The sequence below is a fragment of the Deinococcus frigens DSM 12807 genome, assembly GCF_000701425.1.
Classification (GTDB): domain Bacteria; phylum Deinococcota; class Deinococci; order Deinococcales; family Deinococcaceae; genus Deinococcus; species Deinococcus frigens.
In genome coordinates, this window is the sequence record NZ_JNIW01000013.1 from 62424 (window position 1) to 89145 (window position 26722).

Annotated in this window: 23 protein-coding genes and 1 tRNA gene; 15 read left to right on the forward strand and 9 right to left on the reverse strand. The window is 66.0% G+C overall.

Going from position 1 to position 26722, the window contains the following annotated elements:
* Positions 1-29: 29 nt before the first annotated feature.
* Entirely contained in the window at positions 30-1310 is a 1281-nt protein-coding gene (locus tag Q322_RS21655) for a beta-N-acetylglucosaminidase domain-containing protein (protein ID WP_051668314.1), read from the forward strand.
* A 130-nt stretch (positions 1311-1440) separates the two neighbouring features.
* Here Q322_RS21655 and Q322_RS0106905 read toward each other — a convergent pair whose 3' ends face one another.
* A complete protein-coding gene (locus Q322_RS0106905) occupies positions 1441-2247 on the reverse strand; it encodes an IclR family transcriptional regulator (RefSeq protein WP_034417869.1) in 807 nt (268 codons plus the stop codon).
* Positions 2248-2340: 93 nt separating this feature from the next.
* On the opposite strand from Q322_RS0106905, the gene Q322_RS0106910 reads away from it, so the two are divergent.
* The 10 genes from Q322_RS0106910 to Q322_RS0106955 all read left to right on the forward strand — a co-directional run bounded on the left by Q322_RS0106910 (position 2341) and on the right by Q322_RS0106955 (position 14451).
* Positions 2341-4095 (forward strand): M28 family peptidase, encoded by a 1755-nt coding sequence (locus Q322_RS0106910; protein WP_029477101.1) that lies wholly within the window; start codon positions 2341-2343, stop codon positions 4093-4095.
* Between the two features lie 72 nt (positions 4096-4167).
* Entirely contained in the window at positions 4168-5721 is a 1554-nt protein-coding gene (locus Q322_RS0106915) for an ABC transporter substrate-binding protein (protein ID WP_029477102.1), read from the forward strand.
* Between the two features lie 58 nt (positions 5722-5779).
* A complete protein-coding gene (locus tag Q322_RS0106920; protein ID WP_029477103.1) occupies positions 5780-6733 on the forward strand; it encodes an ABC transporter permease in 954 nt (317 codons plus the stop codon).
* Positions 6734-7600 carry an ABC transporter permease gene (locus Q322_RS0106925; protein WP_051668315.1) on the forward strand — a complete coding sequence of 289 codons (867 nt, stop codon included), beginning with the start codon at positions 6734-6736 and terminating at the stop codon, positions 7598-7600.
* A gap of 43 nt (positions 7601-7643) precedes the next feature.
* A complete protein-coding gene (locus Q322_RS0106930; protein WP_029477106.1) occupies positions 7644-9062 on the forward strand; it encodes a M20/M25/M40 family metallo-hydrolase in 1419 nt (472 codons plus the stop codon).
* Complete coding sequence (locus tag Q322_RS0106935) at positions 9055-10620, forward strand: ABC transporter substrate-binding protein (RefSeq protein WP_342667657.1); 1566 nt, start codon at positions 9055-9057, stop codon at positions 10618-10620. Before Q322_RS0106930 ends, Q322_RS0106935 begins: the two co-directional genes overlap by 8 nt.
* Positions 10621-10822: 202 nt before the next feature.
* Positions 10823-12064: a dipeptidase gene (locus Q322_RS0106940; protein WP_084147852.1), complete on the forward strand. Its 1242-nt coding sequence runs from the start codon at positions 10823-10825 to the stop codon at positions 12062-12064.
* Positions 12061-12918: an alpha/beta fold hydrolase gene (locus Q322_RS0106945; RefSeq protein WP_029477109.1), complete on the forward strand. Its 858-nt coding sequence runs from the start codon at positions 12061-12063 to the stop codon at positions 12916-12918. Before Q322_RS0106940 ends, Q322_RS0106945 begins: the two co-directional genes overlap by 4 nt.
* Entirely contained in the window at positions 12915-14108 is a 1194-nt protein-coding gene (locus tag Q322_RS0106950; RefSeq protein WP_029477111.1) for a M24 family metallopeptidase, read from the forward strand. The genes Q322_RS0106945 and Q322_RS0106950 overlap by 4 nt, the downstream gene beginning before the upstream one ends.
* A 58-nt stretch (positions 14109-14166) precedes the next feature.
* Positions 14167-14451, forward strand: coding sequence for a cupin domain-containing protein (locus Q322_RS0106955; RefSeq protein ID WP_029477112.1), 285 nt, complete (start codon positions 14167-14169; stop codon positions 14449-14451).
* 424 nt (positions 14452-14875) lie between these two features.
* On the opposite strand, the gene Q322_RS0106960 is transcribed toward Q322_RS0106955, so the two are convergent.
* The 5 genes from Q322_RS0106960 to Q322_RS0106980 are packed head-to-tail and all read right to left on the reverse strand — an operon-like array spanning position 14876 to position 20608.
* Positions 14876-15973 carry a LacI family DNA-binding transcriptional regulator gene (locus Q322_RS0106960; protein WP_084147855.1) on the reverse strand — a complete coding sequence of 366 codons (1098 nt, stop codon included), beginning with the start codon at positions 15971-15973 and terminating at the stop codon, positions 14876-14878.
* Positions 15974-15990: 17 nt separating this feature from the next.
* Positions 15991-17598, reverse strand: a complete 1608-nt coding sequence (locus Q322_RS0106965) for an FAD-dependent oxidoreductase (RefSeq protein WP_029477114.1) — start codon at positions 17596-17598, stop codon at positions 15991-15993.
* Positions 17599-17611: 13 nt separating this feature from the next.
* Complete coding sequence (locus tag Q322_RS0106970) at positions 17612-18469, reverse strand: carbohydrate ABC transporter permease (protein ID WP_245593174.1); 858 nt, start codon at positions 18467-18469, stop codon at positions 17612-17614.
* A gap of 1 nt (position 18470) precedes the next feature.
* Entirely contained in the window at positions 18471-19379 is a 909-nt protein-coding gene (locus Q322_RS0106975; RefSeq protein ID WP_029477117.1) for a carbohydrate ABC transporter permease, read from the reverse strand.
* Positions 19376-20608, reverse strand: a complete 1233-nt coding sequence (locus Q322_RS0106980; RefSeq protein ID WP_029477118.1) for an ABC transporter substrate-binding protein — start codon at positions 20606-20608, stop codon at positions 19376-19378. Before Q322_RS0106980 ends, Q322_RS0106975 begins: the two co-directional genes overlap by 4 nt.
* A 92-nt stretch (positions 20609-20700) precedes the next feature.
* Between Q322_RS0106980 and Q322_RS0106985 the strand changes: the two genes are divergently transcribed.
* The gene (locus tag Q322_RS0106985; protein ID WP_029477119.1) at positions 20701-21426 is read left to right on the forward strand and encodes a hypothetical protein; all 726 of its coding nucleotides are present in this window, start codon (positions 20701-20703) and stop codon (positions 21424-21426) included.
* 302 nt (positions 21427-21728) lie between these two features.
* Here Q322_RS0106985 and Q322_RS0106990 read toward each other — a convergent pair.
* A tRNA-Ala gene (locus tag Q322_RS0106990) sits at positions 21729-21804 on the reverse strand.
* 227 nt (positions 21805-22031) lie between these two features.
* Entirely contained in the window at positions 22032-23063 is a 1032-nt protein-coding gene (locus Q322_RS0106995; RefSeq protein ID WP_029477121.1) for a serine hydrolase domain-containing protein, read from the reverse strand.
* Positions 23064-23111: 48 nt separating this feature from the next.
* Between Q322_RS0106995 and Q322_RS0107000 the strand changes: the two genes are divergently transcribed.
* Genes Q322_RS0107000 through Q322_RS0107010 form a run of 3 tightly spaced genes read left to right on the forward strand, consistent with a single transcriptional unit; the run spans position 23112 to position 26402 of the window.
* Positions 23112-25208, forward strand: coding sequence for a S9 family peptidase (locus Q322_RS0107000; protein ID WP_029477122.1), 2097 nt, complete (start codon positions 23112-23114; stop codon positions 25206-25208).
* Positions 25209-25240: 32 nt separating this feature from the next.
* A complete protein-coding gene (locus Q322_RS0107005; protein WP_342667658.1) occupies positions 25241-25666 on the forward strand; it encodes a DUF6624 domain-containing protein in 426 nt (141 codons plus the stop codon).
* A gap of 34 nt (positions 25667-25700) precedes the next feature.
* A complete protein-coding gene (locus tag Q322_RS0107010; RefSeq protein ID WP_029477125.1) occupies positions 25701-26402 on the forward strand; it encodes a dienelactone hydrolase family protein in 702 nt (233 codons plus the stop codon).
* A 51-nt stretch (positions 26403-26453) separates the two neighbouring features.
* On the opposite strand, the gene Q322_RS24960 is transcribed toward Q322_RS0107010, so the two are convergent.
* The coding region (locus Q322_RS24960; protein ID WP_156952927.1) for a transposase at positions 26454-26722 on the reverse strand (269 nt) is incomplete at its 5' end.

Sequence of the window (26722 nt, forward strand, 5' to 3'; positions counted from 1 at the left end):
CCGGGCCAGCCGGGTCAGGAGGAGTCTGTATGAGTACCATGCCAGTTCTGGGGGTCATCGAGGGCTTCTATGGCCGTCCCTGGACCGCGGCCCAGCGTGGCCGCCTGTTTGAGCGGATGGCCGCCTGGGGCCTGAACACCTACCTCTACGCCCCCAAGGATGACCGCTGGCACCGGCAGGAGTGGCGCGAAGCCTACCCGGCAGCGGAGGCCGAATCTCTGCGGGCTTTGGTTGAAGATGCCCGCCAGCACGGCGTCCGCCTCGTGTACGCGCTGGCCCCTGGCCTGGACCTCGACTGGGCCAACGGGGCGGACCGCCGCGCGCTGGCACAGAAGTTTGTCAGCGTGCAGCGCCTGGGGATCGAGCATTTCTCGCTGCTGTTCGACGACATTCCGTATGCCCCGGACCGCGCCGCACAGGCCCGCGAGCAGGTGGCCGCCACCCACCACGTTCTGGATGCGCTGTGGCCGGATGGGCAGGCCGGATTGATGCTGTTCTGTCCCACCGAATACTGTGCGGAGCGGGCGCGGCCAGGGGTGGCCAGCTCGCCCTATCTACGCGCTCTGGGCGAGGGCCTGCGCCCCAGCGTGGACATCCTGTGGACCGGACCGCAGGTGGTATCGCCCGAAATCAGCGTGCAGAGCATTCTGGAGGTCAACCGGGCAGTCTGCCGCCCGGTCCTGCTCTGGGACAACCTGCACGCCAGCGATTACAGCCTGCACCGCCTGCACCTGGGACCTTACGCGGGCCGTCCGCTGGACCTGCGCGCTGGGGTGGCGGGCATCCTGAGCAACCCGAACAACCCGCTGGAGCCGAACACGCCGGGGCTGTTCAGTCTGGCGGACTACGCCGGGGCCGCGCCGGACTGGACGCCGGAGACCTCGCTGGACCGCGCGCTGGAAGTCTGGCTGCCGGAGTTCATGGCCGTTCCCGCCCACCCGGTCACGCTCGAAGACCTGCGGCTGGTGGCCCACATGCTGTATCTGCCGGGTCAGCTTGGGCCGCAAGCCGTGCGGGTGCTGACGGTGGCGCGGCAAGTGGTGGATTTGCAGACCGGCGCAGAGCAGCGGGCGTCGCTGCTGGAAGAACTGCGCGCCGCCCGCCGCCGGGTGGTCCGGGTGCTGCGCGCGCTGGAGGCGGGTCCGAACCGCGACCTGCTGTTCGATCTGCACCCGTATCTGGTGGACGTGGTGGAGGAACTGAACCGGTTGATGGTGGGAGCAACGCAGCGCGGCGAGGATGACCCGGAGGCTTTTCTGTACCGGGGCAGCCTGGCCGACCACCTGATGACGCTGGGCCGGGAAAACTGATACGGATTGCGGGTAAAGTCCCGACGTTGACCCGGCTGGAAGGAGAAGCACAGAAGACGCGTGGCGTGGTCTGGCAGACCAGACGGCCCTTTCCCTTTCCTGCCCTTCCTGGAATGGAACGCCATCCGTCTCAGAGCGCGGCAGACGGCTCGGCGCGGTGGCCCAGGGCGCGCGACAGTTCATTGGCGTGCTCGACGACCAGGTGAATGAACTCATGGCGCTTGGCCTGATCCAGCCGCATAACCGGGCCAGCGATGCTCAGGGCGGCCACCACCTGGGCGCGGTGATCGAAGACCGGCGCGGCAATTGAGAAGGTGTCGTTTTCCAGGTCCGAGAGCGCCAGGTGATAGCCGTCGGCGCGAATCCGCCGCAGAATCTGCTGCAACTCGTGGGCGTCGCTGACGGTGGTGCCGGTAAATTGATCCAGGCTGGAGTGCAGTACCTCATCCACCACCGCGTCGGGCGCATAGGCCAGCAAGACCTTCGGGGTGCCGCCCGCGTGCAGCGGCCCGATGCGCCCCACCTGGGCATACATGCGGATGGGCTGGGGCGAGATCCGCACGTCCACCACCAGCGAATGAAGGCCCTCGCGGACGACCAGATGGACGTTTTCCAGGGTCAGTGCCGCCAGTTCGTCCAGGATGGGCGTGGCGGCCCGCGACAGCGACCACTGCTGCTCGGCGCGTTTGCCCAGCAGGTAGGCGCTGCGGCCCAGCACGCTGCCGTGATCCCCGTCCAGGTCCACGTAGCCGAGGCCCTCGAGGGTCCTGATGATCCGGAAGACCTTGCTCTTGGTTAGGCCCGTGCGTTCGGCCAGTTGTCGGGCTTTCAGGCCAGGATGCTCGCCGATGGTTTCAAGCACTTGGAGGGCGGATTCGAGGGCGGTGATGCCGTATTCCGGCTCGGTTGTCTGGATGGCGTCGCTTGACTTCTTCATGCTCTTCGCACAGACTAACGGCTCAACCGGATCATTTTGTGAATCACTGATTCATACAGTGAACCACTCGCAATGAAGGACTTGGGGGGAACCATGATCAGCTCCGCAGAGCAGGCCATCCTGGACGCCGCGAACCTCGACACTCCGTGGGAACTGATCGAACGGTTCACCACCCTCAAGCGTGAAGACCCCGCAGACGTGGCGCAGGCGGCCTCGCTGATCGCCGAGCGCCTGAAACGGCACGGCGTCCCGGTGGACATGCACCGCCCCGAGCTGTTCCTGAGCATTCCGCGCGCGGCCAGCGTGGCAATCGGGGGCGTGACCCTGTTCGCCAAGGCGATGGCGATGAGTGCCGTCTTCCCTGAAGGGATCAGCGCGCCGCTGGTCTATCAACCCAGTGGCTACGCACTGGACGCCGACGAGCTGTTCTCGCGCCAGGCCCCGGCGGACGAGACCGACGTGCGCGGCAAGATCGTGGTCAGCGAGGGCTTTGGGATGCCCGGCAAGGTCAGCGATCTGGAACGGTGCGGCGCGCTGGGAATCATCGCCATCAACCCCGGCAAACGCGCCCACTGGGGCGTGTGTACCACCATCTGGGGCAGCCCGGACCTGTACGACCTGCCGCGCAAGCCGGGTGTGGCGGTGGTCAACGTGAACGCCGAGGACGGCCAGCGCCTGATCGAGTGGGCGCGCTCCGGCGGCGAGGCGACCCTCAAGACCGATCTGAACGAGGGCTGGTTCGAGTCCCCGGTTCCCGTCGTGACCATTCCCGGCACAGAGGAGCCGGAAAAGTTCGTGCTGCTCCATGGCCACTACGACTCCTGGGATTACGGCATCGGCGACAACGCGGTGGGCGACGCCACGCTGCTGGAAATCGCGCGGGTGCTGTGGGCGCACCGGGATGGGTTGCGGCGCAGCGTGAAGATCGCGTGGTGGCCGGGCCATTCCACCGGGCGCTACGCGGGCAGCACCTGGTACTCGGATGCGTTTGGGCTGGAACTGGACGAGCACTGTATCGCGCAGATCAACTGCGATTCGCCCGGCTGCCGCTGGGCCACCGAGTACCAGGACGTGAGCCTGATGCCCGAAACCGAGCGCTTCGCCGCCGAGCTGATCCGCGACGTGACCGGCAAGGAACTGCGCGCCGAGCGGCCCCACCAGGCCGGGGACTACTCGTTTAACAACATCGGCCTCAGCGGCTATTTCATGCTGCTGTCCACCATGCCCGACGACCTGCGTGCCGAGAAGGACTATTACGCGGTGGGCGGCTGCGGGGGCAACATCGCCTGGCACACCGAGGATGACCTGCTGGAGATCGCGGACCGCGACATTCTGCTCAAAGACATCGGCATCTATCTGCTGGCCGCCGTGCGGACCGCCAACAGCACAGCCATTCCCTTCGACTTCACGCTGACGCTGGACGATTTCAGCGCCACTGTGGAGCGTTATCAGGCGGCGGCAGGGGATCACTTCAGCTTTGGGCCGCTGCGCGCCGAGATTGCCCGCCTGCGCTCCGCCGTCGGGCAGCTCGGCAAGCTGGCCGCCAGCCTCGACGGTCAGCCGCTGACCTCGCCCGAAGCGCGGGCCGTCAACGACGCCCAGATGCGCCTGGCCCGCCAACTCGTGCGGGTGAACTTCACGCGCGAGGCCGCGTTCTTCCACGATCCCGCTGAGTCGATTCCGCCGCTCCCTGATCTGGCGGTGGCCGAGGAGTTGCCGCACGCTCCGCAGGGGCGCATTGGCTTTTACCGCACCCACCTGATGCGCGGCCAGAACCGGGTGATGGCCGCCCTGCGCGAGGCACATACCGCTGTGGAGCGGGCTTTAGATGTCCCCGTGCCACACTAGAAGACCCGTCCAACAGCTCCAGCAGCAAGCACGTTCCTCCTCGCCCCTTCCCGGTCCGACAAGGAGAACCCCATGCCCAGGCGTCTGTTCAGCGTTGGCCTTTTGACCCTCAGCTTCGCCCTGACTCTCAGCAGCGCGCAGGCGCAGAGCGGCACCCTGAAGCTGCCGCTGATCAACGATCCGATCATGAATCCGGTGATCGCGCCGGACCTGGGATCGGTGCTGATCAACAAGGTCATCTTTCCCGGTCTGGTGCGGCCCAACGAGGACCTGCTGCCCGAACCGGACCTGGCCAAATCGTGGACGATCACGGGCGGCGGCCTGGTCTACACCTTTACGCTACGAAACGATGTGAAGTGGCACGATGGCAAACCGTTTACCGCTGCCGACGTGGTGTTCACCTTCAAGGCGGCAACCGATCCCAAGTCCGGCTCCCGGCTGGTGTCCGATTTCTCGTCGATCAAGGACGTGGTGGCGGTCAATCCCACCACCGTCCGGTTCACGCTGTCGCGGCCCTTCGCGCCGTTCCTGACGCTGCTGGGCCACAACGCGGGCATCCTGCCCAAACACCTGCTGGACGGCAAACCGCTGAACGACGCCACCGCCTTTAACCGTTCGACGCCCATCGGCACCGGGCCGTTCAAGGTGACGCGGGTCGTGCCGGGGGCCAGCATCACGCTGGAGGCCAACAAGGACTACTACGGCACCAAGCCCAAGCTGGCCGGCATGGTCTTCAAGGTGGTCCCCGACATCAACACGCAGGTGGCGCAGCTTCGGTCCGGTGAACTGGACTGGGTGAATGTTGAGCCGAACAGCATCGCCAGTTTGCAAAACGACCCCAACATCACCCTCAAGCAGGCCAACGCGGTGCAGCACTTCCTGGTGTTCTTTAACCAGAAAAACCCGCTGTTCGCTCCGGCCAAGGTGCGCGAGTCCATGCAGTACGCGGTCAACCGCAAGGCGATCATCGACGGCGTGCTCAAGGGCTATGCCGATTACCCCACCGGCACGCTGCCCACCGCACTGAAAAAGTACTACGACAAGACCATCAAACCGGTCCAGTACGACCCGGCCCGCGCCAAGCAGTTGCTGGCCGAGGCGGGCTGGAAGCCGGATGCCAAAGGCCAACTGGTGAACGCCAGGGGCGAGCCGTTCAAGTTCACCCTGATCGTGGACCGGGGCAACCCCAGCCGCGAGCAGGCGGCGCTGGCCGTGCAGCAGGACCTGAAAAAGGTCGGCATGGACGTCACGCTCCAGCCGCTGGAATTTGCCACGCTGGTGCGCGACTACCTGATTCCCGGCAAATACGACGCCAACCTGATCTGGTGGACCACGCCGCCTGACCCGGACCAGTACTCGTACTACGCCACCGGGCAGGACAACAACAATGCCTTTTTCTCCAGCCCCAGGGCCGACGACCTGCTCAAGCGTGGGCGCGAGACGGCGGACGTGGCGCAGCGCCAGAAGATCTACAACGAGTTCCAGCGGCTGGAGATGACCAATCCACCCGTGCTGGTGCTGTACTACCCCAAAGAACTCCAGGCCATCCGCAAGAACCTGAGCGGCGTGCCTGACCTGGGCATCCGCGACGCGCTGCGCCACAGCGAGGACTTTCAGTTGAAGTAAAGGGGGCACTGAAGCTGGCTGCTGGCTGCGACGGAACTTCTTGGAAAGGGGAGGGGAGATGACGCTTTCATACCTGCTCAGGCGGGTGTTCCACGCCCTGATCGTGCTGGTCATGGTGGGCATCATCACTTTCTTCGTGGTGCGCCTGGCTCCCGGCGGTCCGTCGCTGCTGGCAGACCCCAAGCTGTCCAGCGTCGAGCGCCAGGCCATCGAGCAGCGGCTGGGATTGAACGAGCCGCTGCCCGTTCAATTCACCAAGTGGGCGGGCCAGACGGCGCGCGGCAATCTGGGCAACAGCTTTCTGTACGGCGCGCCCACCGTGCAGATCATCATGACCCGGCTGCCCAACACCCTTATTCTGGCGGGAACCTCGCTGCTGCTCACGCTGGCGGTGGCGCTGCCGCTGGGGCTGGCGAGCGGCATGCGTCCCGGCAGCGTCTTTGACCGGATCACCAGTACCGTCAGCCTGGTCTTCATTGCTGTACCCGTGTTCTGGTTCGGGTTGCTGCTGATCATCCTGTTCGCCGTGACCTGGCGCATTTTGCCGGCAGGCGGCATGAATACCGCCGGACAGGAGGGTAGCTTTCCAGACCTGCTGCGCCACCTGATCCTGCCCGCCGTGGTGCTGTCGGCGGCCAGCATCGCCGAGATCCTGCGCTACACCCGCTCCAGCACCCGCACCGTTAGCACCCAGGACTATGTGCGAACCGCCCGTGCCAAGGGGGTGGGACAGTGGGCGCTGCGCTCCCGCCACATCCTCCGCAACGCCGCCATCCCGATCCTGACGGCGGTGGGCCTGCAACTGCCGCGCCTGATCGGGGGCGCGGCCATCACCGAGACCATCTTCGGCTGGCCGGGCATGGGCCGCCTGAGCGTGGAGGCCGCGCTGGGCCGCGATTATCCGCTGATCATGGGCATCACGCTGTTCGTGGCGCTGGCGGTGGTGACCTTTAACCTGCTGATCGACCTGATGTACCCCTGGCTCGACCCGCGCGTGCGGGCGGAGGCGTAGGTGCAGCAGACCGTGCCGCAACCCGTGGCCCTCTCCCCCGCGCGCCGCAGCGCCCGGAGACTGCGGCGCAACCCGTCTGCCGTGTGGTCGCTGGCCGTGCTGCTGCTGATCGTCGCCTTCGCGCTGCTGGGACCGCTGGTCTACCGCGCGTCGCCGGAAACCATCGACTTTGCGCAGCAGTTCGCCGGGCCGAGCTGGGGGCATCCGCTGGGAGCCGATGAAAATGGCCGCGACGTGCTGATCCGCCTGATGCTGGGCGGGCGCGTGTCGCTGGCAGTGGGCTTTTTCGCGGTGGCCGTCTCATTGGTCTTCGGCGTGCTGATCGGCGGCCTCTCCGGCTTCTTCCGGGGCTGGGCGGATTCCGTTCTCATGCGCTTCACCGACGGCATGCTGGCGATTCCGGGTTTCTTCATCAGCCTGCTGGCGCTGACCTTTTTCGGGGCGGGCCTGACCCAACTGGTGCTGGTCATCGGGCTGACTTCCTGGATGGGCCTGGCGCGGCTGGTGCGCGGCGAGGTGCTGCGCGAGCGCGAGGAACTGAGCGTGGAGGCCGCCCGCGCGCTGGGCGCGTCCGAGTTGCGGGTGCTGTGGCGGCACGTGCTGCCGCAGGTGTACCCCACCATGATCGTCAACGCCACCATCGGGATCTCGTTCGCGATCCTGACTGAATCGGCGCTGTCCTTTCTGGGCGTGGGCATCCAGCCGCCGGACGCCAGTTGGGGAAACATGCTGACCGGCGCGCAGAACTACATGTACTCGTCCCCGTGGCTGGCGGTCTATCCCGGCGCACTGATTCTGATCACCGTCGTCGCCTTCAACCTGCTGGGCGACGGCCTGCGCGACGCCAGCGATCCCCAGGGGCGCTGAGCTTCAGTGGGTTCCACGACTGAGCCTCATGACAAGGAGGAAGATGAACGTCAACGCCATTCACGCCGACCTGAAGCAGCATTTCGATCAAGACCTAGAGGACATCCGCCAGTTTCTGCGGCGGCCCAGCATCAGTTACACCGGGGAGGGCATCGCCGAGACCGCGCAGGCGGTGGCCGCCCTGATCGCCGGACTGGGCGGCGAGGCCGAGGTGGTGGCGACGCCGGGCCATCCCATCGTCTACGGCGAGTTGTGGCAAGGCGCACCCAAAACCCTGCTGATCTACGGCATGTACGACGTGATGCCCACCGACGAGGACGGCTGGATGGCCGAGCCGTTCGGGGCCGAGATTCACGATTTGCCGGGGCTGGGACCCAGCGTCATCTGCCGGGGCGCGGTCAACACCAAAGGCCCACTGGCCGCCTTCTTCACCGCCATGCGGTCCATCAGGCGTATCGAGGGAAAATTACCCGTCAACCTGCTGTTCGCCATCGAGGGCGAGGAGGAGATGGGCAGCCGCTCGTTTCCCGCCTTTGCCGAGCAGTACGCCGAAAAGCTCAAGCGCGCCGACGCCGTGCTGTTTCCCTTCTTCGAGCAGGACGAGGCCGGGATGCCCAGTCTGGTGCTGGGCACCAAGGGCATGCTGTACGTCGAGCTGATCTGCACCGGCGGCGACTGGGGCGGCCCCACCCAGCGCGGCATTCACGGCAGCTACAACGCCTGGGTCAAGAGTCCGGTGTGGCGGCTGACGCGCGCACTGGCCAGCTTCGTGGACGACGACGAGAACATTCTGGTGGACGGCTTCTTCGACGATGTGCGCCCCCTGTCCGGGCGCGAGGCGGCCCTGCTCGACGAACAGATCGACGCGGGCCGCTTCGACGCCGGGGTGTTCCGCGATGCCTACGCCGTGCGGCAGCTCAAGGACCCCGAAGACCGCCGCGCCTGGCACCGCCTGTTCTCGCAGCCGCAGCTCAACATCGACGGCCTGTTCGCGGGCTACACCGGGCCGGAAACCAAGACCGTGCTGCCGCACCAGGCGACGGCCAAGGTGGACGTGCGGATGGTGCCGGACATGGACCCCGACACGGTGCTGGCCGGGCTGCGCGCCCACCTGGATAAGGGAGGTTTTTCGGACATACAGATCAAGGTCTACAACAAGTATCCCTGGTCCAAGCTCAGCCTGGACGAATCCGCTGTCCAGGCCATGATCCGCACCTATCAGGGGTTGCACGGCGAACTGGAGCTGTGGCCGATCAACCCCGGCAGCGCCCCTTACTACGTGTTCGAGCGGTTGCTGGACCTGCCGTATGTCACGGGCGGGCTGGGCCACGGCTCACGGCAGCACTCCAGCAACGAGTACTGCACGGTGGCGGGCATCCTGGACTTCGAGCGTTCGATGGTCACCTTTCTGGACGAATTCACGCGGGGGCCAGCGGCCCCACAAGGAGAAGAACATGAATAGCAAAAGCATGAGCAAGTGGCTGTTGGCAGGACTGCTGATGGCGGGCGGCGCGTCCGCGAAAACCATCGTGTTCGGGCTGAGCGGCGAACCCATCAGCCTCGATCCCAGCGTCACCGCCGATGGGAATACCGCCTACGTGACCACCCAGATCTACAACAGCCTGATCAGCTTCAAGCCCGGCACGGTGGACCTGCAACCGGACCTGGCCCTGCGCTGGACGGTCAGCAGCGACAGCCTGACCTGGACCTTTTACCTGCGCCAGAACGTCAAATTCCATGACGGCACGCCGCTGAACGCCGAGGCCGTGCGCTTCAACTTCATGCGCTGGTGGGACCCCAGCTTTGAAGCTGGCGCAAAAAAGCCGTTCCTGGGCTGGAAGAACAATCTGGGCGGGTATAAGGGCGAGGACGGTTCGCTCGTCAAGGACATCAAGGTCCGCAACCAGTACGCCATCGACATCATTCTGGACAAGCCGTATCCGGCCCTGGGATCGATCCTCGCAGATTCCGGGCTGTTCGGGATCGCCAGCCCCACCGCCATCAAGAAGAATCCGGGGCAGTACGGCACACCTGCGGGCGTGGCCGTGGGCACTGGCCCCTTTATGTTGAAGAAGTGGACCAGCGGCGTGAATGTCGATCTCGTCCGCAATCCCAATTACTTCCGCGCCGGGTTCCCGAAGTCCGAGGCACTGCTCTTCCGTTTTGTCAAGGACCCCAGCAGCCGCCTCAACGAGTTGCTGACCGGCGGGGTGGACATTGCCGCCGAACTGCTCCCTGATCAGCTCAAGGCCATCCAGAGCAATGCCAAGCTGAACGCGGTGCTGCGCCCGGCCCTGAATCTGGGCTACCTGGGCCTGAACACCGACTACAAGCCGCTCGCGGATGTACGGGTTCGCACCGCGATTGCCAGCGCCCTGAACAAGAAGGCCATCGTGGACACCTTCTGGAACGGTCTGGGCATCACCGACGGCCACCTGCTGCCGCCGCCCCTGGCCAAGAACTATGCCAAGAGCGTGACCGACTACAAGTTTGACCCCACGGCAGCCAAGAAGATGCTGGCCGACGCGGGCTATCCCAACGGCTTCTCGCTGGACCTGTGGTACATGCCGGTCAGCCGTCCGTACTACCCCACGCCCAAACCCATTGCCGAGGCGATGGCCGCCGATCTGAGTGCCATCGGCATCAAGGTCAACCTGAAGACCGAGGACTGGGCCAAGTACCTCTCTGACCGCCAGGACGGCAAGTTCCAGGCGTTCATGCTGGGTTTCGTGTACGTCACCGATCCCGACAGCGCCTACACCTACCTGATCGCGCCCGGCTCCACCACCGACATCAACTGGAACAGTCCAGAAGCCAACACTGCGCTGGAAAGTGCGCGCAAGCTGTCCAACCCCGCCCAGCGCCTGCCCTTGTACCAGAAGGTGGACGAGATCATGTTCAATGCTGCCGTGCGGATTCCCATCGTGCATTCGCGCCTGCTCGTCGCCAGCGGCGCGGGCGTCAGGGGCTGGGTGCCCAGTCCGACAGGGTCCGAGAAGCTCGACACGGTGGAGAAGTAGGCCAGGATTTATTTCGCGGTGTTTCGGGGTGGTCTCCACGGTTTAACCCCTCAGTCTGCTTCGCAGCCAGCTCCCCTTAAAGGGAGCCGAGAAAGCACCTTGCCTCCCTTCTAAGGGGAGGTGGCGCGCAGCGCCAGAGGGGTTGAACCGTGCAAGTCACCATAGAACCTCATCTTCCCTCGCCCAGCCCCAAGGAGTCTGCATGACCGATCTCAAGGATGCCCAGACCACCCCAGCTCCCATGCAACAGAAGAACTACAGCGGCTACAAATCCTTTTCCTACCTGGAGGCGGGCAAGGATTACCCGGACTGGCCGCTCACGCCGGAGCTGAACCGCGTGCCCAGCCGCTCACCCGAGGTCACGCCGGAGCAGGAAGCGCGGGTGCGGCGGCTGTTCCAGGAAGAACTGATGATCTCGCTGCACGACCACTGCTTCGTGGCCCCGCAGGACCTCTCGCGGTTTCTGGAGTTTCGCCGCTGGGGCCGCGATTTCACCGGCTACGAGGGCCTCAGCGTGTCGGGGCTGGACGCCGTGTTCGATAACCTGATGAACGGCACGGCCATGATCACCTCGCGCGGCGGCTGGAAGTGGGACGACACGATCTTTGATCTGGGGATGCGCCTGTCCGACATCGCCCATCAGGAGATGGTGGTGCATTGCAAGACCACCGGGGACATTGTGAACGCCAAGAAGAACGGCCAGATCGCCTTTATCGTCTCGCTGGAAGGCGCGGCCATGATCGAGAACGAGCTGGACCGGCTGGACATCCTGTACGGGCTGGGCGTGCGCTGCATGGGCATCGCCTACAGCGAGGGCAACGCGCTGGGGGCGGGCCTCAAGGAGCCGCGCGACGGCGGCCTGACCGTGTTCGGGCGGCAGGCGGTGCGGCGCATGAATCGGCTCGGCATCGCCATCGACGTCAGCCACAGCGGCGATCAGACCGCGCTGGACACCATCGAGGTCAGCGACAAGCCCATTTTCATCACGCACGCCGGGGCAAGGGCGCTGTGGAACTCCAACCGCCTCAAGCCCGACGATGTGATCAAAGCCTGCGCCGACAAGGGCGGCGTGATCGGCATCGAGGCCGCGCCGCACACCACCCTGACCGAGCAGCACCCGCGCCATAGCCTCGAATCGTTCATGGAGCATTTTGAGTACTGCGTGAATCTGGTCGGCATCGACCATGTGGCCTTCGGGCCGGACGCGCTGTTCGGCGACCACGTGGGCCTGCACCACGCACTGTCCGAGGCGCTGTCCATCGGCGCTTCTCGCGGCCACCTGCAATACGAGGAAGTCGAGTACGTGGACGGCATCGAGAATCCCGCCGAGGCATTCCCAAACATCGTGCGCTGGCTGGTGAAACACGATTACAGCGACGCCGACATCGCCAAGGCGGTGGGCGGCAACGTGATGCGGGTGCTGAAAGAGGCGTGGTACCGGTGAGCCAGAGTATTGAGATCAACGGCGTCAACCTCGTCTATGACGATTCCGGGGCCAGCGCAAATACGAAGGCCACCATCGTCACCCTGCACGGTGGCCCCGGCATGAGCAGCCGCGCCGGGGACTGGGCCGCTTTTCAGCCCCTGACCGACGAGTACCGCCTGATTTCCTATGATCAGCGCGGCAACGGCCAGTCGCAGGGCGGCGAACCATACTCCCACGCGCAGTTCGTGGCCGATCTGGAGGCGCTGCGTGGGACGCTGGGCCTGGGCAGAATCGTGGTGCTGGGCGGCAGTTACGGCGGCTTTCTGGCGCTGGAATACGCGCTGGCCCATCCGCAGCACCTCCAGGCCGTGATCCTGCGCGACACGGCGGCCAGCAACCGCTTTCAGGACACCAGCAAGAAGCGGGCGCTGGACAGCGAATTCCCGATGGACGAGGATTCGCTGGACCGTATGTTTTCCGGCCAGATGCGCGACGACGACGATTTCCGCGCCAGCTTCGCCCAGATTCAGCCGCTCTACACCGTGGAGCGTGATCTCGCCGCCGAGGCCGAGCGCCTGTCGAGAATCCCCTTTCGCTACCAGACGCACAACTGGGCCTTCTCGCGCAACCAGCCGAATTACGACGTGGTAGACCGCCTGAAAGAAATCGGGGTGCCAGTGCTGGTCACAGTGGGCCGCCACGACTGGATCACGCCGCTGGAGGCCAGCGAGGAACTGGCCGCGCATCTGCCGAAGGGTGAACTGGTGGTCTTCGAGCACAGCGGGCATTCGCCGCAACTGGAGGAGCAGCCCCTCTACCTTCAGACCGTGCGCGAATTTCTGACCCGTCAGGTGTCGAGGGTGGGCGCGTGACGGTCCAGCCAATCAGCCGTGAAGAGCGCGCTGGACGGGCAAAGTCCGTCTTCGATCATCTGGACGCCCCGCAGGACGCCCTGGTGCTGTTCGACGATCAGTTCATCTTCTACTACAGCGGCTTCGCGTTCTTTCCCACCGAGCGGCCCGTTGCCCTGATCATCACGCGGGAGGGCGAACGCATCCTGTTCGTTCCCCGCCTGGAACGCGAACACGCCCAGCAGGTGGGCGAGGCCGAGCGCGTGGCCGATTACCCGGAGTTTCCCGGCGGGCGTCATCCGCTGCGGCAACTGGCGGATTTGCTGACCGAACTCGGGCTGGAGAAAGCCTCCATCGGCGTGGACCATGACGGCTATCCGCCGGTAATGGGCTACGACGGCCCGGCGCTGGGCGAGGCGCTGCCAGGGGCAACAGTTCGGCGGGTCTCGCGCGCCCTGGACCATCAGATGGCGCTCAAATCGCCTGCCGAGGTGGAGTTGATCCGCGAAAGTGCCCGCTGGGGCGCGCATGCCCATCACCTGCTCCAGGACTACACCCGCGTCGGCGAGAACGAAACTGAAGTGGAGGCCCGCGCGACCAGAGAGGCCACCGCCGCCATGATCGCCGCGCTGGGCGACACCTACCGGGGCCAGAACCGCTGGATGAGCGGCGCGGTGGCGCTGTACCGGGGACAGATCGGCGTTCACAGCGCCCTGCCGCACGCCATGACCACCGGGGCCACCTTTCAGTACGGCGATACCCTGGTCACCGGGGCCGGGGCCGCCGTCTGGGGTTACATCAGCGAACTGGAGCGCACCATGTTCGTCGGCGAGGCCAGTGGGGAGCAGCAACGCTTTTTTCAGCACATGCTCAACCTGCAAGACATTGCTTTTGGGGCGTTGCGGCCCGGGCGTACCTGCGCCCAGGTGGACGAGGCGGTGCGGACGTACTACGGGCGCGAACAGCTCTGGGACCACTGGCGGCACCACGTCGGCCACAGCCTGGGCCAGCGCATCCATGAAAGTCCATTCCTGGACATTGGCGACCTGCGCCCCCTCGAACCGGGCCTGGTGCTGAGCGTCGAGCCGGGGCTGTACGTGCCGGGCCTGGGCGGTTTCCGGCACTCCGATACCATCCTCATCACCGACACGGGTATGGAGCTGCTGACCGATTACCCGCGCGATCTGGAGAGTCTGACCCTGCCTGCCTGAGTGCTGGTTGCCATACCGCCAAAGCGCCATAGTGAAGGGGCAGCAACAAGGAGGACGCATGGAACGGCTCACCCTGAGCGAGAGCGCCAACGTCGGAGAGTTTGCGGCCCTGCCCGCCCGCATCGGTCAGTTCAGCTTTCCCGCAGGAACGGTTCTGCCACCGGGTAGCCATGAGCAGGACGAGATCTCGTTCATTCACAGCGGTGTGCTGCGGGCCGTCAGCGGCGGCCAGAGTTACACCCTGCGCGGCGGCGACGTGACCCTGATCCCGGCAGGGGAGGTTCACGAGGCCGAGGTGCTGGAAGACGTGACCCTCAGCTACGTGCTGCTGGAAAAACCCTGACCGGAGGCTGATACGGATTCCGGTTGAACAGTTATGCAATAACTACGAAACCCGACCAACGGGAGAAGGAAAAGTACGGATTCCAGAATGGTGTTGGCTTTTGGTGCTGTCCCAAAAGATAACTGAATGACCGCAATCCATATGACTGGTCCGGCGCGTGCTGTCCGTCTTCGGGGTGGGCGTGCTGGTCTCCACACCAGGCGCACTGAGCGATACGGCTTGCGTTAAATTCCGTAACATTCGGGAATGCTCCGAATGCTCCTCCATAGCACGCCACGCGTCTTCTTTGCCTCTCCTTCCCGGCGGATAAAGGTCAGGACTCTGACCGCAATCCGCATAATTCCCTGGAGCCTGTCAAGTCGCGAGGCGGACAATGGAGCTGTCCGAAGTCTTGTGGTTGAACGCCTGCTCCCGAACACGTGCTTTAGCCCGGACCACGCCCCAGGCTGCTGCCCGTGACCCACCCGCAGGGCAGATCCACGGACGATAGCTCCGAGTCCCCCTGGAGGACAGTCTCCAGCAGCCGCACAGCCTGGCGGCCCATCTCCTGACGGGGAATGCGGGAGTGCGCCCAGCCCTCTGGCAACTCCGCGCCGTAAAGCGGGTCACCCAGCAGGGCGAAGCCGAAATCCTGTGGACACTGGAGGCCGAGGTGTGCCGCTGCCGAGAGCCACATGTCTGCCAGACGCTCGTTTTCAAACAGGATTCCGGTGATCTGCTGATCCAGCATGATCTCCATGTGCGGCGTTCCGTCGTCCAGGCGCAGCACCTGTCCCGAGATCCCCAGGTCCGCCACGGCTTCCAGGTAGCCGCGTTCGCGGTCGAGTGCCGACTCATGCCGCTGGGCCGCGCCGACGTAGAGGGTGCGGCGATGGCCGCGCTGAACCAGCGCTCTCAGGGCGTGCGCCGTGGCAGCAGCGTACCGAGCCGTGACATACGGGAGCAAGACGCCAGGCAACTCGCGCCGTCCGATAAACACGGTGGGATGGCCCTCACTGATTAGCCGGGTTAGGTCTGCCCGCTGCTCCTGATCGGGCAGCCCCAGCATGATCGTGCCGTCGGCCAGGCGCAGGCGGCTGTGTCCCTGGGGGGACAGCGGTTTGGTGTGCCCTGTGTTCGAATACCCGGTGTTCGAGCGTCCTGTATTCAAGTGCCCTGGGGCGGGCCGGGTATGCAGCAGCAGATCGCAGTCGAGGACTGCTGCCTCCTGCTCGATTCCCTCCAGAAAAGGATTGAAGAAGTCACGGCGGCTGGACGGAAACACCGATTCGTAGGTGAACACGCCCAGAATCCGGTTGCGGCCCCCGGCCAGCCGCTGGGCGGCGACATTGGGCACGTAGCCCAGATGTTGCATGGCGTCCAGCACCCGCTGCCGGGTGGCGTCGGGAATACGGACTCCGCTCTGGCCGCCGTTCAGCACCTGCGAGACGGCGGCCTGCGAGACGCCAGCCAGCCCGGCCACCTCGCGCTGGGTGGGGCGTTTGCGGCGGGAGAGCGCGGGGTCAGGCACGGGACTGGGCATGTCGGACACCAGGCATATCAGAAATTGGGCGACGGCGTCAGGCGCTGCTGCTCGGGCCACGCCAGCTCGAAGCCCAGTGGTCCGGCCAGCAGCGCCTGGAAGTCGGCCAGCAGCGCGGGCGTGTTGCGGATGGCGCGCGGGCTGCTGTTCAGGTTGAGCGCCTGGGCGGCCAGCGCCCCCGCCGCCTCGCCGATGTTCCACTCCACCGGATGCAGGCGGTAACACCCGTTGGTGATGTGCGTGACCCCCAGGTTCTTGCCCGCAGGCAGCAGGTTCTCGACCCGCACCGGCAGCAGCGCCCCCAGCGGAATCTGGAACGGCCACGAAGCGATATCCACATAGTTGCGCCCGCGCGTGGAGGGGTGCAGGTCGATGCGGTACTGCCCGATGCCCACGCTGTCGGTAAAGGTTTCGGCTCCCTGGAGTGGGCCGCGCGCCTCCACGCCCACCATCTGTTCGGTGACCGTGAACTCGGCCTGGATGCGCCGCGACTCGCGCACGTAGATGGCTTTGGCCAGCCCGTCCTGGGTGCCGGTCACGTCGCCCCGTAGCCGCAGCCCCGGGTAGCCCTGGCCGGAGCCGTCGTGGCGGGGGGCCTCGGTCTGCATCCAGTACATCAGGCTCAGGCTCAGATCGCGCGCGCCGTGCAGATGCTTTTGCTTTTCCTCCTGGCCCACGCCCAGCAGCGGTCCCAGCCAGTAGTCGATCTGTGGCCAGTTCACCAGCGTCACGTCGCTGCGGTAACGGCCCGGCGGATAGTGGCGTTGCGCGAGGATGCGCCGGAAGTGCCACAGGTCGCCGCTGTGCGGCGTCTCGTCCGGGTTGCCGAACAGGTCCCGGTACACCGCTTTGTGGGTGATCGGATGGCACAGCGTCCAGCTCAGGTGCGGCCCCGGCCAGAAGTCGGCCTGGTAGCCGCGCCAGAAGTCATAGCCCGCCGGTTTGTCGATGGTGTGGTCCTCGCCTTCCAAATGGTCCATCGCAAAGCACCAACTGATGGCCTGCTGGTTCAGGGGATCGGCCTCGGCCAGTGCGTGCAGCTCCCCGGTCTGGGCCTGGCCCTCCGCGCCGATTACGCTCTCGACCTCACCGAGATCCAGCAGTTCGCCGGTCTCGGTGGCGTCCAGCACGTAGGGGGCGCTCAGCACCGTGCGCCCGCCGCCGGGCAGATGTTCGACGGTCACGGCCTCGATCCGGTCCCCGTCCATCTGCACGGCCACCGGGCGGGTGCACAGCAAGATCTCCAGTTGCCGGTCGGCGCGGTAGGGGGCCAGCATCGCCTCCAGCACGGCCAGGGCCACGCGCGGCTCGTGGCACAGGCGGCTGACCGTGCCTGCGCCGGGATTGAGTTCCCTTTCGGCCAGGGATTCCGGGCGCAACGGGTAGTGCTGGCGGTAGTAGCTCCTGACGCCCTCCCGGAAAGCGCGGTAGCTGGCGGTGCAGCCCACCGTCTCGATCCACAGCCCCTCGTCGGGCGGCACGGCCTGCGAGGTGAGCTGGCCACCGATCCAGTCGGTTTCCTCGGTCAGGATGACTTTGCGGCCCAGCCGCAGGGCGCTCAGGGCGGCGGCCACCCCGCCCGTACCGCCGCCGATGATCAGAATGTCCGTGTGCTGCTCGTTCATGTTTTCCTCGGGGTCATCCTTTGGTTCCGCTGGCCGCCAGGCTCTCGATGAATTGCCGCTGCGCCAGCAAAAAGGCCAGCAGCACCGGCAGCGCCACCAGCACGCTGGCCGCCAGGGTGAGGTTCCAGTACACGCCGCCCAGCGGATCGGTGAAGCGGCCCAGCGCCAGCGGCAGGGTCAGCAGCGTTTCCCGGCTCAGGTAGATCAGCGGGTTAAAATAGTCGTTCCACGAGTTCAGCACGGCGAAGATGGCCGCCGTGGCCAGCGCGGGCCGGGACAGCGGCAGCATGATGTACCAGAACACGCCGGGCGAGTTCAGACCGTCGACCCGTCCGGCGTCTTCCAGCTCGCGCGGCAGCGTGATGAAGTGCTGGCGCATTAAAAAGACCGTGAAGGCCCCAGTGGCGCTGAAGATCTGGAGCAGGATCACCGGAACGTGCGTGTTGACCAGGCCCAGGCGGCTGAACAGCACGAACTGCGGCACGGCGGTCAGCTCGCTGGGCACCATCATGGCGAGCAGGCTGAGCAGGAAGACCGCGTTGCGTCCCGGAAAGCGGATGCGCGCGAAGGCGTAGCCCGCCACCGCCGCCAGCCCCACCGTGATCGGCACCGACAGCGCGGCGATATAGACGCTGTTGAGGTACTGCCGGGCGAAAGGGTAGTCGCGGAACACCTGCTCGAAGTTGGTCCACCTTAATCCTCCGGCCCCAAACTGGAAGGGACTGCCGAAGATGGCCCCGGACGACTTGAAGGCCGACACGAACAGCCACAGCAGTGGCAGGAAGAAGGGCAGGCTGACCAGCACCAAGAGGAGATACAGCGCCCAGTGCCAGCCTCCCCTTGCACTCCGAACGGGTTTGACGGCTAGCACCTCAGTCCTCATAGAACACCAGGCGCTTTCGCAGGGACCACTGTGCCAGAGTGAGGGCCAGCACCAGCACGAACAGCACGGCGGCCACCGCACTGGCGTAGCCGAACTCGAAGAACTGGAAACCCTGCTTGAACATGTACAGGATCAGCGTGGTGGTGGAGTCCGCCGGGCCGCCGCCGGTCAGCACGAAGATCGGCGTGAACACTTTCAATGCCCCGATCAGCGTGATGATAAAGACCAGAAAGAACGTCGGCGAGATCAGCGGCAGGGTGATGCGTCTGAACGCCTGCCACGGCGTCGCCCCGTCCAGCCGGGCGGCCTCGTGCAGTTCGGGCGGCACGCCCTGCAAGGCGCTGAGAAAGATCACGGCGTTGAGGCCCACCGCCTTGATGACCTCGATGACGATCACCGTCCACAGCGCCGTGGATGGGTTAAACAGCACGTTGCTGTCGGCCATTCCCAGGTTTTGCAGGCCCGCGTTGACCGGTCCCTGCGGTTGCAGCAGAAACTTCCACACCAGCGCCCAGGCCACCACCGGCATCACCACCGGGGAAAAGACCAGCGTGCGGAAGATCCCGATGCCGCGCAGCCGGGTGTTCATCAGCGAGGCCAGGGCCAGCGCCGCGCTGATGTTGACGGCCAGGATCCCCAGCGTGAATACGGCGGTAACCCCGGCGCTGCGCACAAAGGCCGGATCATTCGCCAGCCGCAGGTAGTTCCTGGCCCCCACCCAGCGCGGGCTGTCCAGCAAAGACCACTGGGTCAGGGAGATGCCCAGCACCGCGATCAGCGGCCCCGTCACCAGCAGCAGCATCCCCAGCACGTAGGGCAAGACCATCAGCCAGCCCAGCCGGCCCTCGCGCCCGGACCGGGTTAGACCGCGCCGCGCCGGGCGCGCGCCAACCGTCACAACCCGTCTACACCTTTACAGATATCGTTCAGCACGTTACCGATGTTCGCCCCCGGCTGATACAGACGCTCGATGCCGCTGGCGAACAGGTCGTTGGCGCGCAGGAAGTTGTCGCTGGTCTTGAACACGCGGGCGCTGCCCAGTTGGTTGACCAGCGCGGTCTTGAGTTCGGCGGCGGGGATGGCGGGGTTGCTGCCCAGATACGTCTTGCTGGTCAGCACGCTCTTGCGGGGCGGCGGAAAGAACTTGGCGGTGCGCGCCATCACGGCAGGGGAGGCCAGGAACTTCAGGAAAGCCTGCGCCTCATTCGGACGCGAGGACCTGGCAAAGACCACATAGCCCGCCTGCCCGAGCTGCGTGACGCGCCCGGTTGTTCCCTTGGGCAGCGGCGCGACGCCCCACTTGAAGGCGGCGTCTTTGAGCTGAGCGCTGAAACTCACGTTGTCGATGTACATGCCCAGCCGCCCGCCCTGGAAGGTGGTCTGGTCACCGGGACGCGGCACCGAGCCGTCCCCGAAGGTCATGTCGTACATTAACTGAAAGGCGCGCACGCTGGCCGGGCTGTTAATCGCACACTTCAAATTGCTGTCGTAGACGTTGCCGCCGTTGGACCACAGCACGCCCAGGGTGCCGCTGTTCCAGGCCTTGGTGTCCACCCGCATGATTCGCGCGCCGAAAGCGCCAGTCCTGTCCTTGACGGTCTTGGCCGAGCTGCGGAAGGCCGCATAGTCCCACCCGCCCTTGGCGTACTGCTGGAGCGGCGTGCTGACCCCGGCCTGCTTGAACAGGTCCTTGTTGTAAAACAGTACCTGCGGGGAGTTCGAGAACGGCACGCCATACACGCCCTTGCCCTGCTTCCACAGTGACAGCGCACTGACCGGGAAATCGGCCAGATTAAAGGCTGGATCACCTGTCAGGGCGCTCAGGTCCTTGAGGGAACCGCTTTTCAGGAAACTCGGCACGCTCTGCTCGGCCAGCCAGCCCACGTCCGGGCCGGAGCCGGAGGCCAGTTGCACGGCCACCTTGCTGGCGTAGTCCGCGAACGGCGTGACTTCCACCGTGACCCCCACATTCGGCGTCTGGGCGTTGTATTCCTGGGCCAGTTGCTGGAGCAGGGTCAGCCCCTCGCCCCCGGCCCAGGTGGAAAAGCGCAGGTTGACTTTCTGGGCGCTGGCGACAGGCACGGCGAGCAGGACGCAGAGACCGATGGCGAAGACGGAACGATTCATAGGAACCTCCATTTGGCTGTTGATTATGCGTATTATCAAAAATGGAGCGGGAAATGTCAACATCGTGTCACTCAAACCAGGAGGGGTTGGAGATGGAAAGGAGTGCTGAACGTTCGGGGCGGCTGTTGTCGCAGACCATCGGGGTGGCCCGCCAGCGAGGTGAACTGGCCCTGATCGCCAGCCTGCCCCACCATGACCTGGCCTACGCGCAGGCGGCGCTCCGGGGCGGGGCGCATGCGCTGAAAGTCCACTTTGGTCTGACCCACCGGGCCAGTGGCAAGGTGGCCCCGTCTTTGCACGTGCAGCGGGAGGTGATTCCCCGGTTGCGCGATCTGGCACCGGGTCTGCCGATTGGTGCGGTGCTGGGGTCAAACGTCTCGCACGTCGAGCAGGCGCTGGATCTGGCGGTCGAACTGGGGATCGACTTCGTCAGCGGCTATGCCCACGCCCTGCCCGCGTCGATTTTTGAAGCAGACGTCGAGGTCCTGCTGGCCTTTGATGACCGGACGCCGCTGGACTGGGCCGCCGCGCTGCCCCAGGGGGCCATGCTGGAGGCCTCGGTGGTGCCCCACACCCAGTACGGGGAGCCGATGACCGCCGCCGATCTGCTGCTGCTGGGCAGGCTGCGGGCCGCCACCAGCGCGCCTTTGATCATGCCAACCCAGAAACGCCTGACGGCAGGCGACCTGCGCCTTCTGAAACGTGTGGGGGTAGATGCGCTGATGTACGGCGTGATCGTGACCGGCGAAGCGGCTGAGGGTTTCGAGCGGGTGGCGCAGCAGTTCCGGAGCGTGTTTGCCGGGCCAGAGCCAGGATAGGCCACGGCGAGGCCAGTGCTGGCGCGGGGAATGGCCAGGTCACCGGATCACCTGAGTGACGCGCCACCCACTGGGCCACGCGAGGTCATGCGGCTTGCGGTGAGAGCATTTGTCCGAATGACAGCACCAGAAAAAGGGACTCCCGATGCTTCCATCCTCTCTCTCGGAGCTGTGCCAGTCCCAAATACTTAGCCAAATTCACTCACTTTGTTCGGTCAAAGGTAGAGAACTCTTTTGGCAAGTGCTCTGACCCAGAATGCCTGTTGCCCAAAAGAAAAAGCCCGTCATAGACGGACTTTCTGTGGTGGAGCCAAGCAGGATCGAACTGCTGACCTCGTCATTGCGAACGACGCGCTCTCCCAGCTGAGCTATGGCCCCACGCCCTCTGGTGTTGCCTGCGGCCTGGCCACGGGCGAAAAGGACTCTAGCATGTGCCCCATGGGCTTGCAATATGGCCGGGCACAAGCGCTTGGTGGGCTGACCTGAGCGGATATGGACAGTTGTGCCCCTGGTATGACGACGTTGATCCGCTGGCCTCCGGGGATGTCGTTTCCGGGGCAGGGAAGAAGGGCCAGCCCAGAGGCAAGCCCAGTGGCCAGCCCAGTTCATCCTCCAGCCCCACCCGCCCCCAGCAGCGACAGCAGCAGCGCTGGCATGGCCCCGCGCATGCCCAGCGGTGAGTCGGTGCCGCGTGCCAGCAGCGCCACCACCGCGCCGGACTGAAGATTGAAGCCCAACCCGCTGCGGGTGCCGCGCGCCAGTCCGTCGTGCCAGCGCACCTCGCCCTCTGATCCAGAGACCATCCAGCCGAGGGCCACGCCGCTCAGGTGACGCGGCAGGCCCTGCGGTCTGAGGGGCGCTGGGGACGGCCTGTCCAGCCTGGATTCGCCAAAACTCAGCAGGTCCGCCGCCGTGCCGAACAGCCCCCCCGCCCCGGCCAGTGGCCCGAAGCCCGTCACGCCCCCGCCGCCCAGCCAGCCCGAGGGCCGCACCACCGTGCCCGCCGGACTTAGGCCGACGCCCAGGCCCAGCGGCCCGGTCACCCAGTCGCCCAGCGCCCGCCCGTAGCCCGCCGCGCTGGCCTCCTCGCCCGCCGCGTGGGCCAGGGCCAGGGCCAGCAGGCCCGCGCCCAGGTTGGAGTACGCGAAGCGTGGAGTGCGGGAGACGTGTGCCCCACCCAGACTGGACCAGCGCCGCGCACTGGCGATCACCTCTGCCGCGCCCATGCCGCCGTAGGGGTCGTGAAAGCGCGTGAAGACCGTGACCGCCGCCCGCGCCGGGTGCATCGGCAGGCCCGCCGTGTGGGTGGCCAGAGCAAGCGGCGTCAGGTGGGCGGGCAGGCGGCGCAGCGGGCCGCCCAGGCGGGACAGCGGCGCGTTCCAGTCCAGCCGCCCCGCCTCCACCAGCGCCCCGGCCAGCGCGGAGGTAAAGGGCTTGCTCACGCTGGCCAGTTCAAAAACGCCGCCCGTCTCCACGCCGCCCAGCGACAGCGTCACCTCATTTTCCCCGCGCGAGACCGCCAGCACGCCGCCGCGCCGGAACACCGCGCGGGTCAGGCTCAACAGCGGGCGGGTATCTGCGTTCAACACTTCCGAGACGCGTACCAGGGCCAGTTTTACGGGATCGCGGCGGAACATGGGCGCAGGCTACCCTCCACCCGCCCCGCCCACTGTTACCCTTTGCCTATGCCTGATCCTTCAGAGACTCGGCCCCCCACCGCAGAGCGCGACTCCGTCACCCACACCATGCACGGCGAGACCCGGCCCGACGACTACCACTGGCTCAAGACGCGCGGCAAGGCCGACGCGGGGGTGCTGGCGTACCTGAAGGCCGAGAACGCCCATCTGGACGCGGTGATGTCGCCGCTGCGGGATGTGCAGGCCATCATCTACAAGGAACTCCTGTCGCATGTGCAGGAGGACGACGAGCAGCCACCCGTGCAGGACGGTGACTGGCTGTACTTCACCCGCACGCGGGAGGGCCAGGCGCACCCGGTCTTCCTGCGCCGCCCGCTGGCCGGAGGCGACGCAGAGTCTTCAGAAGAACAGACCCTGCTGGACCTGAACGCGCTGAGGGAGCGCGAGGGGCTGGACAACGTGTGGGTCCACCTGACCCGCCCCAGCCCGGACGGGCGGTACTGGGCCTACCTGCTGGACAGGACCGGGCAGGAGGTCTGGGAGCTGCGCGTGCTGGACACCCGGACCGGCGAACTGGCCGGGGCCGCGCTGACGGGACTCAGCGGCTGGACGCTGGCCTGGCACGCCGACAGCTCGGCCCTGCTGTACGCCACCGAGGACGACACCCAGCGCCCCCATAAAGTCTGGCGGCATACGCTGGGCCAACCGCAGAGCGCCGACGAATTGCTGCTTCAGGAGGATGACCCCACCTTCCGTGTGGGCGCGTCCCTGTCGGAGAACGGGGAGACGCTGCTGCTCGCCAGCCACGCCAACATGGCGCAGGAATGGCTGGCGCTGGACGCCCGTGACCCGCAGGCCCGTCCGCAGATGCTTCTGCCGCGCCAGCGGGGCACCGAGGCCATGCTGGCCGACGGCGGCGACTACTGGCTGGCCCTGACCAACGCCGGGCGCGCGGAGGAATTCAAGCTGGTGAGGCTGCCCAAACAGGGGAACATGGACCTCCAGAATGCCGCTGAGGTCCTGCCCTACACCGCCGAGCGCTACCTGACCGGGATGCACCTGTTCAAGGGGCACCTGCTGCTCTCCGGGCGCGAGGGCGGTTTCACGCGGCTGTGGGTGTTGCCGCGCACGGCGGACGGCTACGGCGCAGCCCGCCGGGTGGAGTTCCCGGAAGACAGCTACACCGTGGGTATCGGCGGCAACCACGTCTACGACACGTCCACGGCGCGCATCCTGTACAGCAGCCTGACCCGGCCCACCGAACATCTGGACCTGGACCTCAACACGCTGGACACGGCGCTGGTCAGGGCCACGCCCGTCCCGAATTACGACGCTGACCACTACGTCTCGGAGATGGTCTGGGCCACCGCCCCGGACGGCGAACGCGTGCCCGTCAGCCTGGTGCGCCGCCGCGACACCACCCTGCCCGCCCCGACGCTGCTGTATGGCTACGGCAGCTACGGCTATCCCGTTGACCCGGCCTTTGCCATGACCCGGCTGCCGCTGCTGGACCGGGGCTGGGTCTGGGCCACCGCGCATATCCGGGGCGGTTCGGAGCGCGGGCGCAAGTGGTACGACGCGGGGCGGCGGGGCCACAAGATGAACACCTTCACCGATTTCGTAGCGGCAGGCGAACACCTGCGGCAGGCGGGCGTGGCCGCCGATCTGCTGGCGATGGGCCGCAGCGCGGGCGGCCTGCTGATGGGCGCGGCGGTGAATCTGCGCCCGGAGCTGTGGAAGGCGGCCTTCGTGGGTGTGCCGTTCGTGGACGTGCTGAGCACCATGCTGGACGCCAGCATCCCGCTGACCACCGGCGAGTACGACGAGTGGGGCAACCCGAATGAGCCGGAAGCCTACGCCAGCATGCGCGCCTACAGCCCCTACGACAACCTGAAGGCGGGCGTCTACCCGCACCTGTTCGTCTCCACCGGTCTCAACGATCCGCGCGTGGCGTACTGGGAACCGGCCAAATACGTGGCCCGGCTGCGGACGCTGGAACAGCCTGGCAGCGGCACGCTGGTCCTCAAGACCAATATGGGCGCGGGCCACGGCGGCAGCAGCGGGCGCTACGACGCCCTGAACGAGGCGGCGGAGGAATACGCCTTCGCGCTGGCGGCGGTGGACGGGCAACTGAGCGGCGGGTGAACCTGGAGCTGAGGGGGCGGCTGTTGCAACGAATGGCAGCAGACCGGCAGCTACGGACGGGGCCGCTGGACGCCGCCGCGTGGCTGGCCTTTGACACGGGCAGCACCGCGCTGCTGCGGGACAGTCTCGCCGCGCACGGCTGGCCCTCCTGCCTGCTGGTGGGCGAGGACGGCGCGACTGCCGCCTGGCTGCTGGCCCAGCACTCTCCCGATCTGGCCTTTCAAAGGGAGGTGCTGGCCCTGCTGCTGACACTTCCGCCAGAGGAAGCCGATCCCCGCCACGCCGCCTACCTGCATGACCGCATCTGCATCCGTGGGGGCAGAGCGCAGCGCTACGGCACGCAAATCAAGCTGGACGGTCAGCCGTTCGAGCTGGAAGCAGGTGACGTGGATGGACGGCGGGCAGCGGTGGGGATGGAACCGCTGGCGGACTATCTCTTGCGATTTACCTTCAGCTGAACGGGCGGGCGGAGGATGGCGCTACCTTTGCACCATGACCTCTTCAGAGAGTGCCCAGACCGTTCAGGTCCAGTCGGATGGCCGCAACCTGCCCGCCTACCTCGCGCGCCCCGCCGTCACGAACGGAAATGCGCCGGGCGTGCTGGTCATCCATGAAGCCTTCGGCCTGAACGACGACATCCGGGGCATCGCGGACCGTTTCGCGGCGGCGGGTTACGTGGCGCTGGCGGTGGACCTGTTCGCCGGGCACAACCGGGTGGTGTGCATGACCCGCATGCTGTCGGGCATCTTCCTCAATTCACTGGAACACCAGGGGGTGCAGGACACCCGGCAGGCGCTGACCGTGCTGGGTGAGCTGCCGGGTGTGGACGCCTCGCGGCTGGGGGCGGTGGGCTTTTGCCTGGGGGGCAGCCTGGCGGTGGCGATGGCCTGCACCGATGACCGCGTCAAGGCCATCGCGCCGTATTACGGCTTCAACCCGCGCCCGCTAGAGGCCGTGCGGCGCAGTTGTCCGGTGGTGGGCAGCTACCCCGGCCAGGACGTGACCCGCAAGCAGGGCGAGGCGCTGCGGGACGAACTGACGGCGGCGGGCGTCCCCAACGACATTAAAATGTATGAGGGCGCGAAACATTCCTTTGCTAACCAGGGTCCCAACTTTGATGCGGTAGCGAGTGTGGACGCCTGGAACCGCGTGATGGCGTTCTTCGACGAGCATGTGGTGGAGGGGCGCATCTGAGAGGCTGTTTGAAGCCCAATTTCTGGGGTGTGGCGTGTGCATCGCCCGGCGTCAAGCGCACAACCTATTCAGCAAAATACAGCTCCCAGCCGCATCAATAAAGCCCTCGGAGATCGGCATACACTCCTCGTAGTCCACCTTCAGCCGTCTGAAGTTCAAGAGCCAGGCAAAGGTCCGTTCCACCACCCAGCGTTTGTGCACCACCTTGAACCCCTTCCCACCTCGCCGTGCCATCTCCACGGCCAATCGGAACTGCTCTTCGGTCGGTGTGTTGGTGGGCAACTGTGCGATGCCACCGACGAGCTTGATGCCTTCATCGG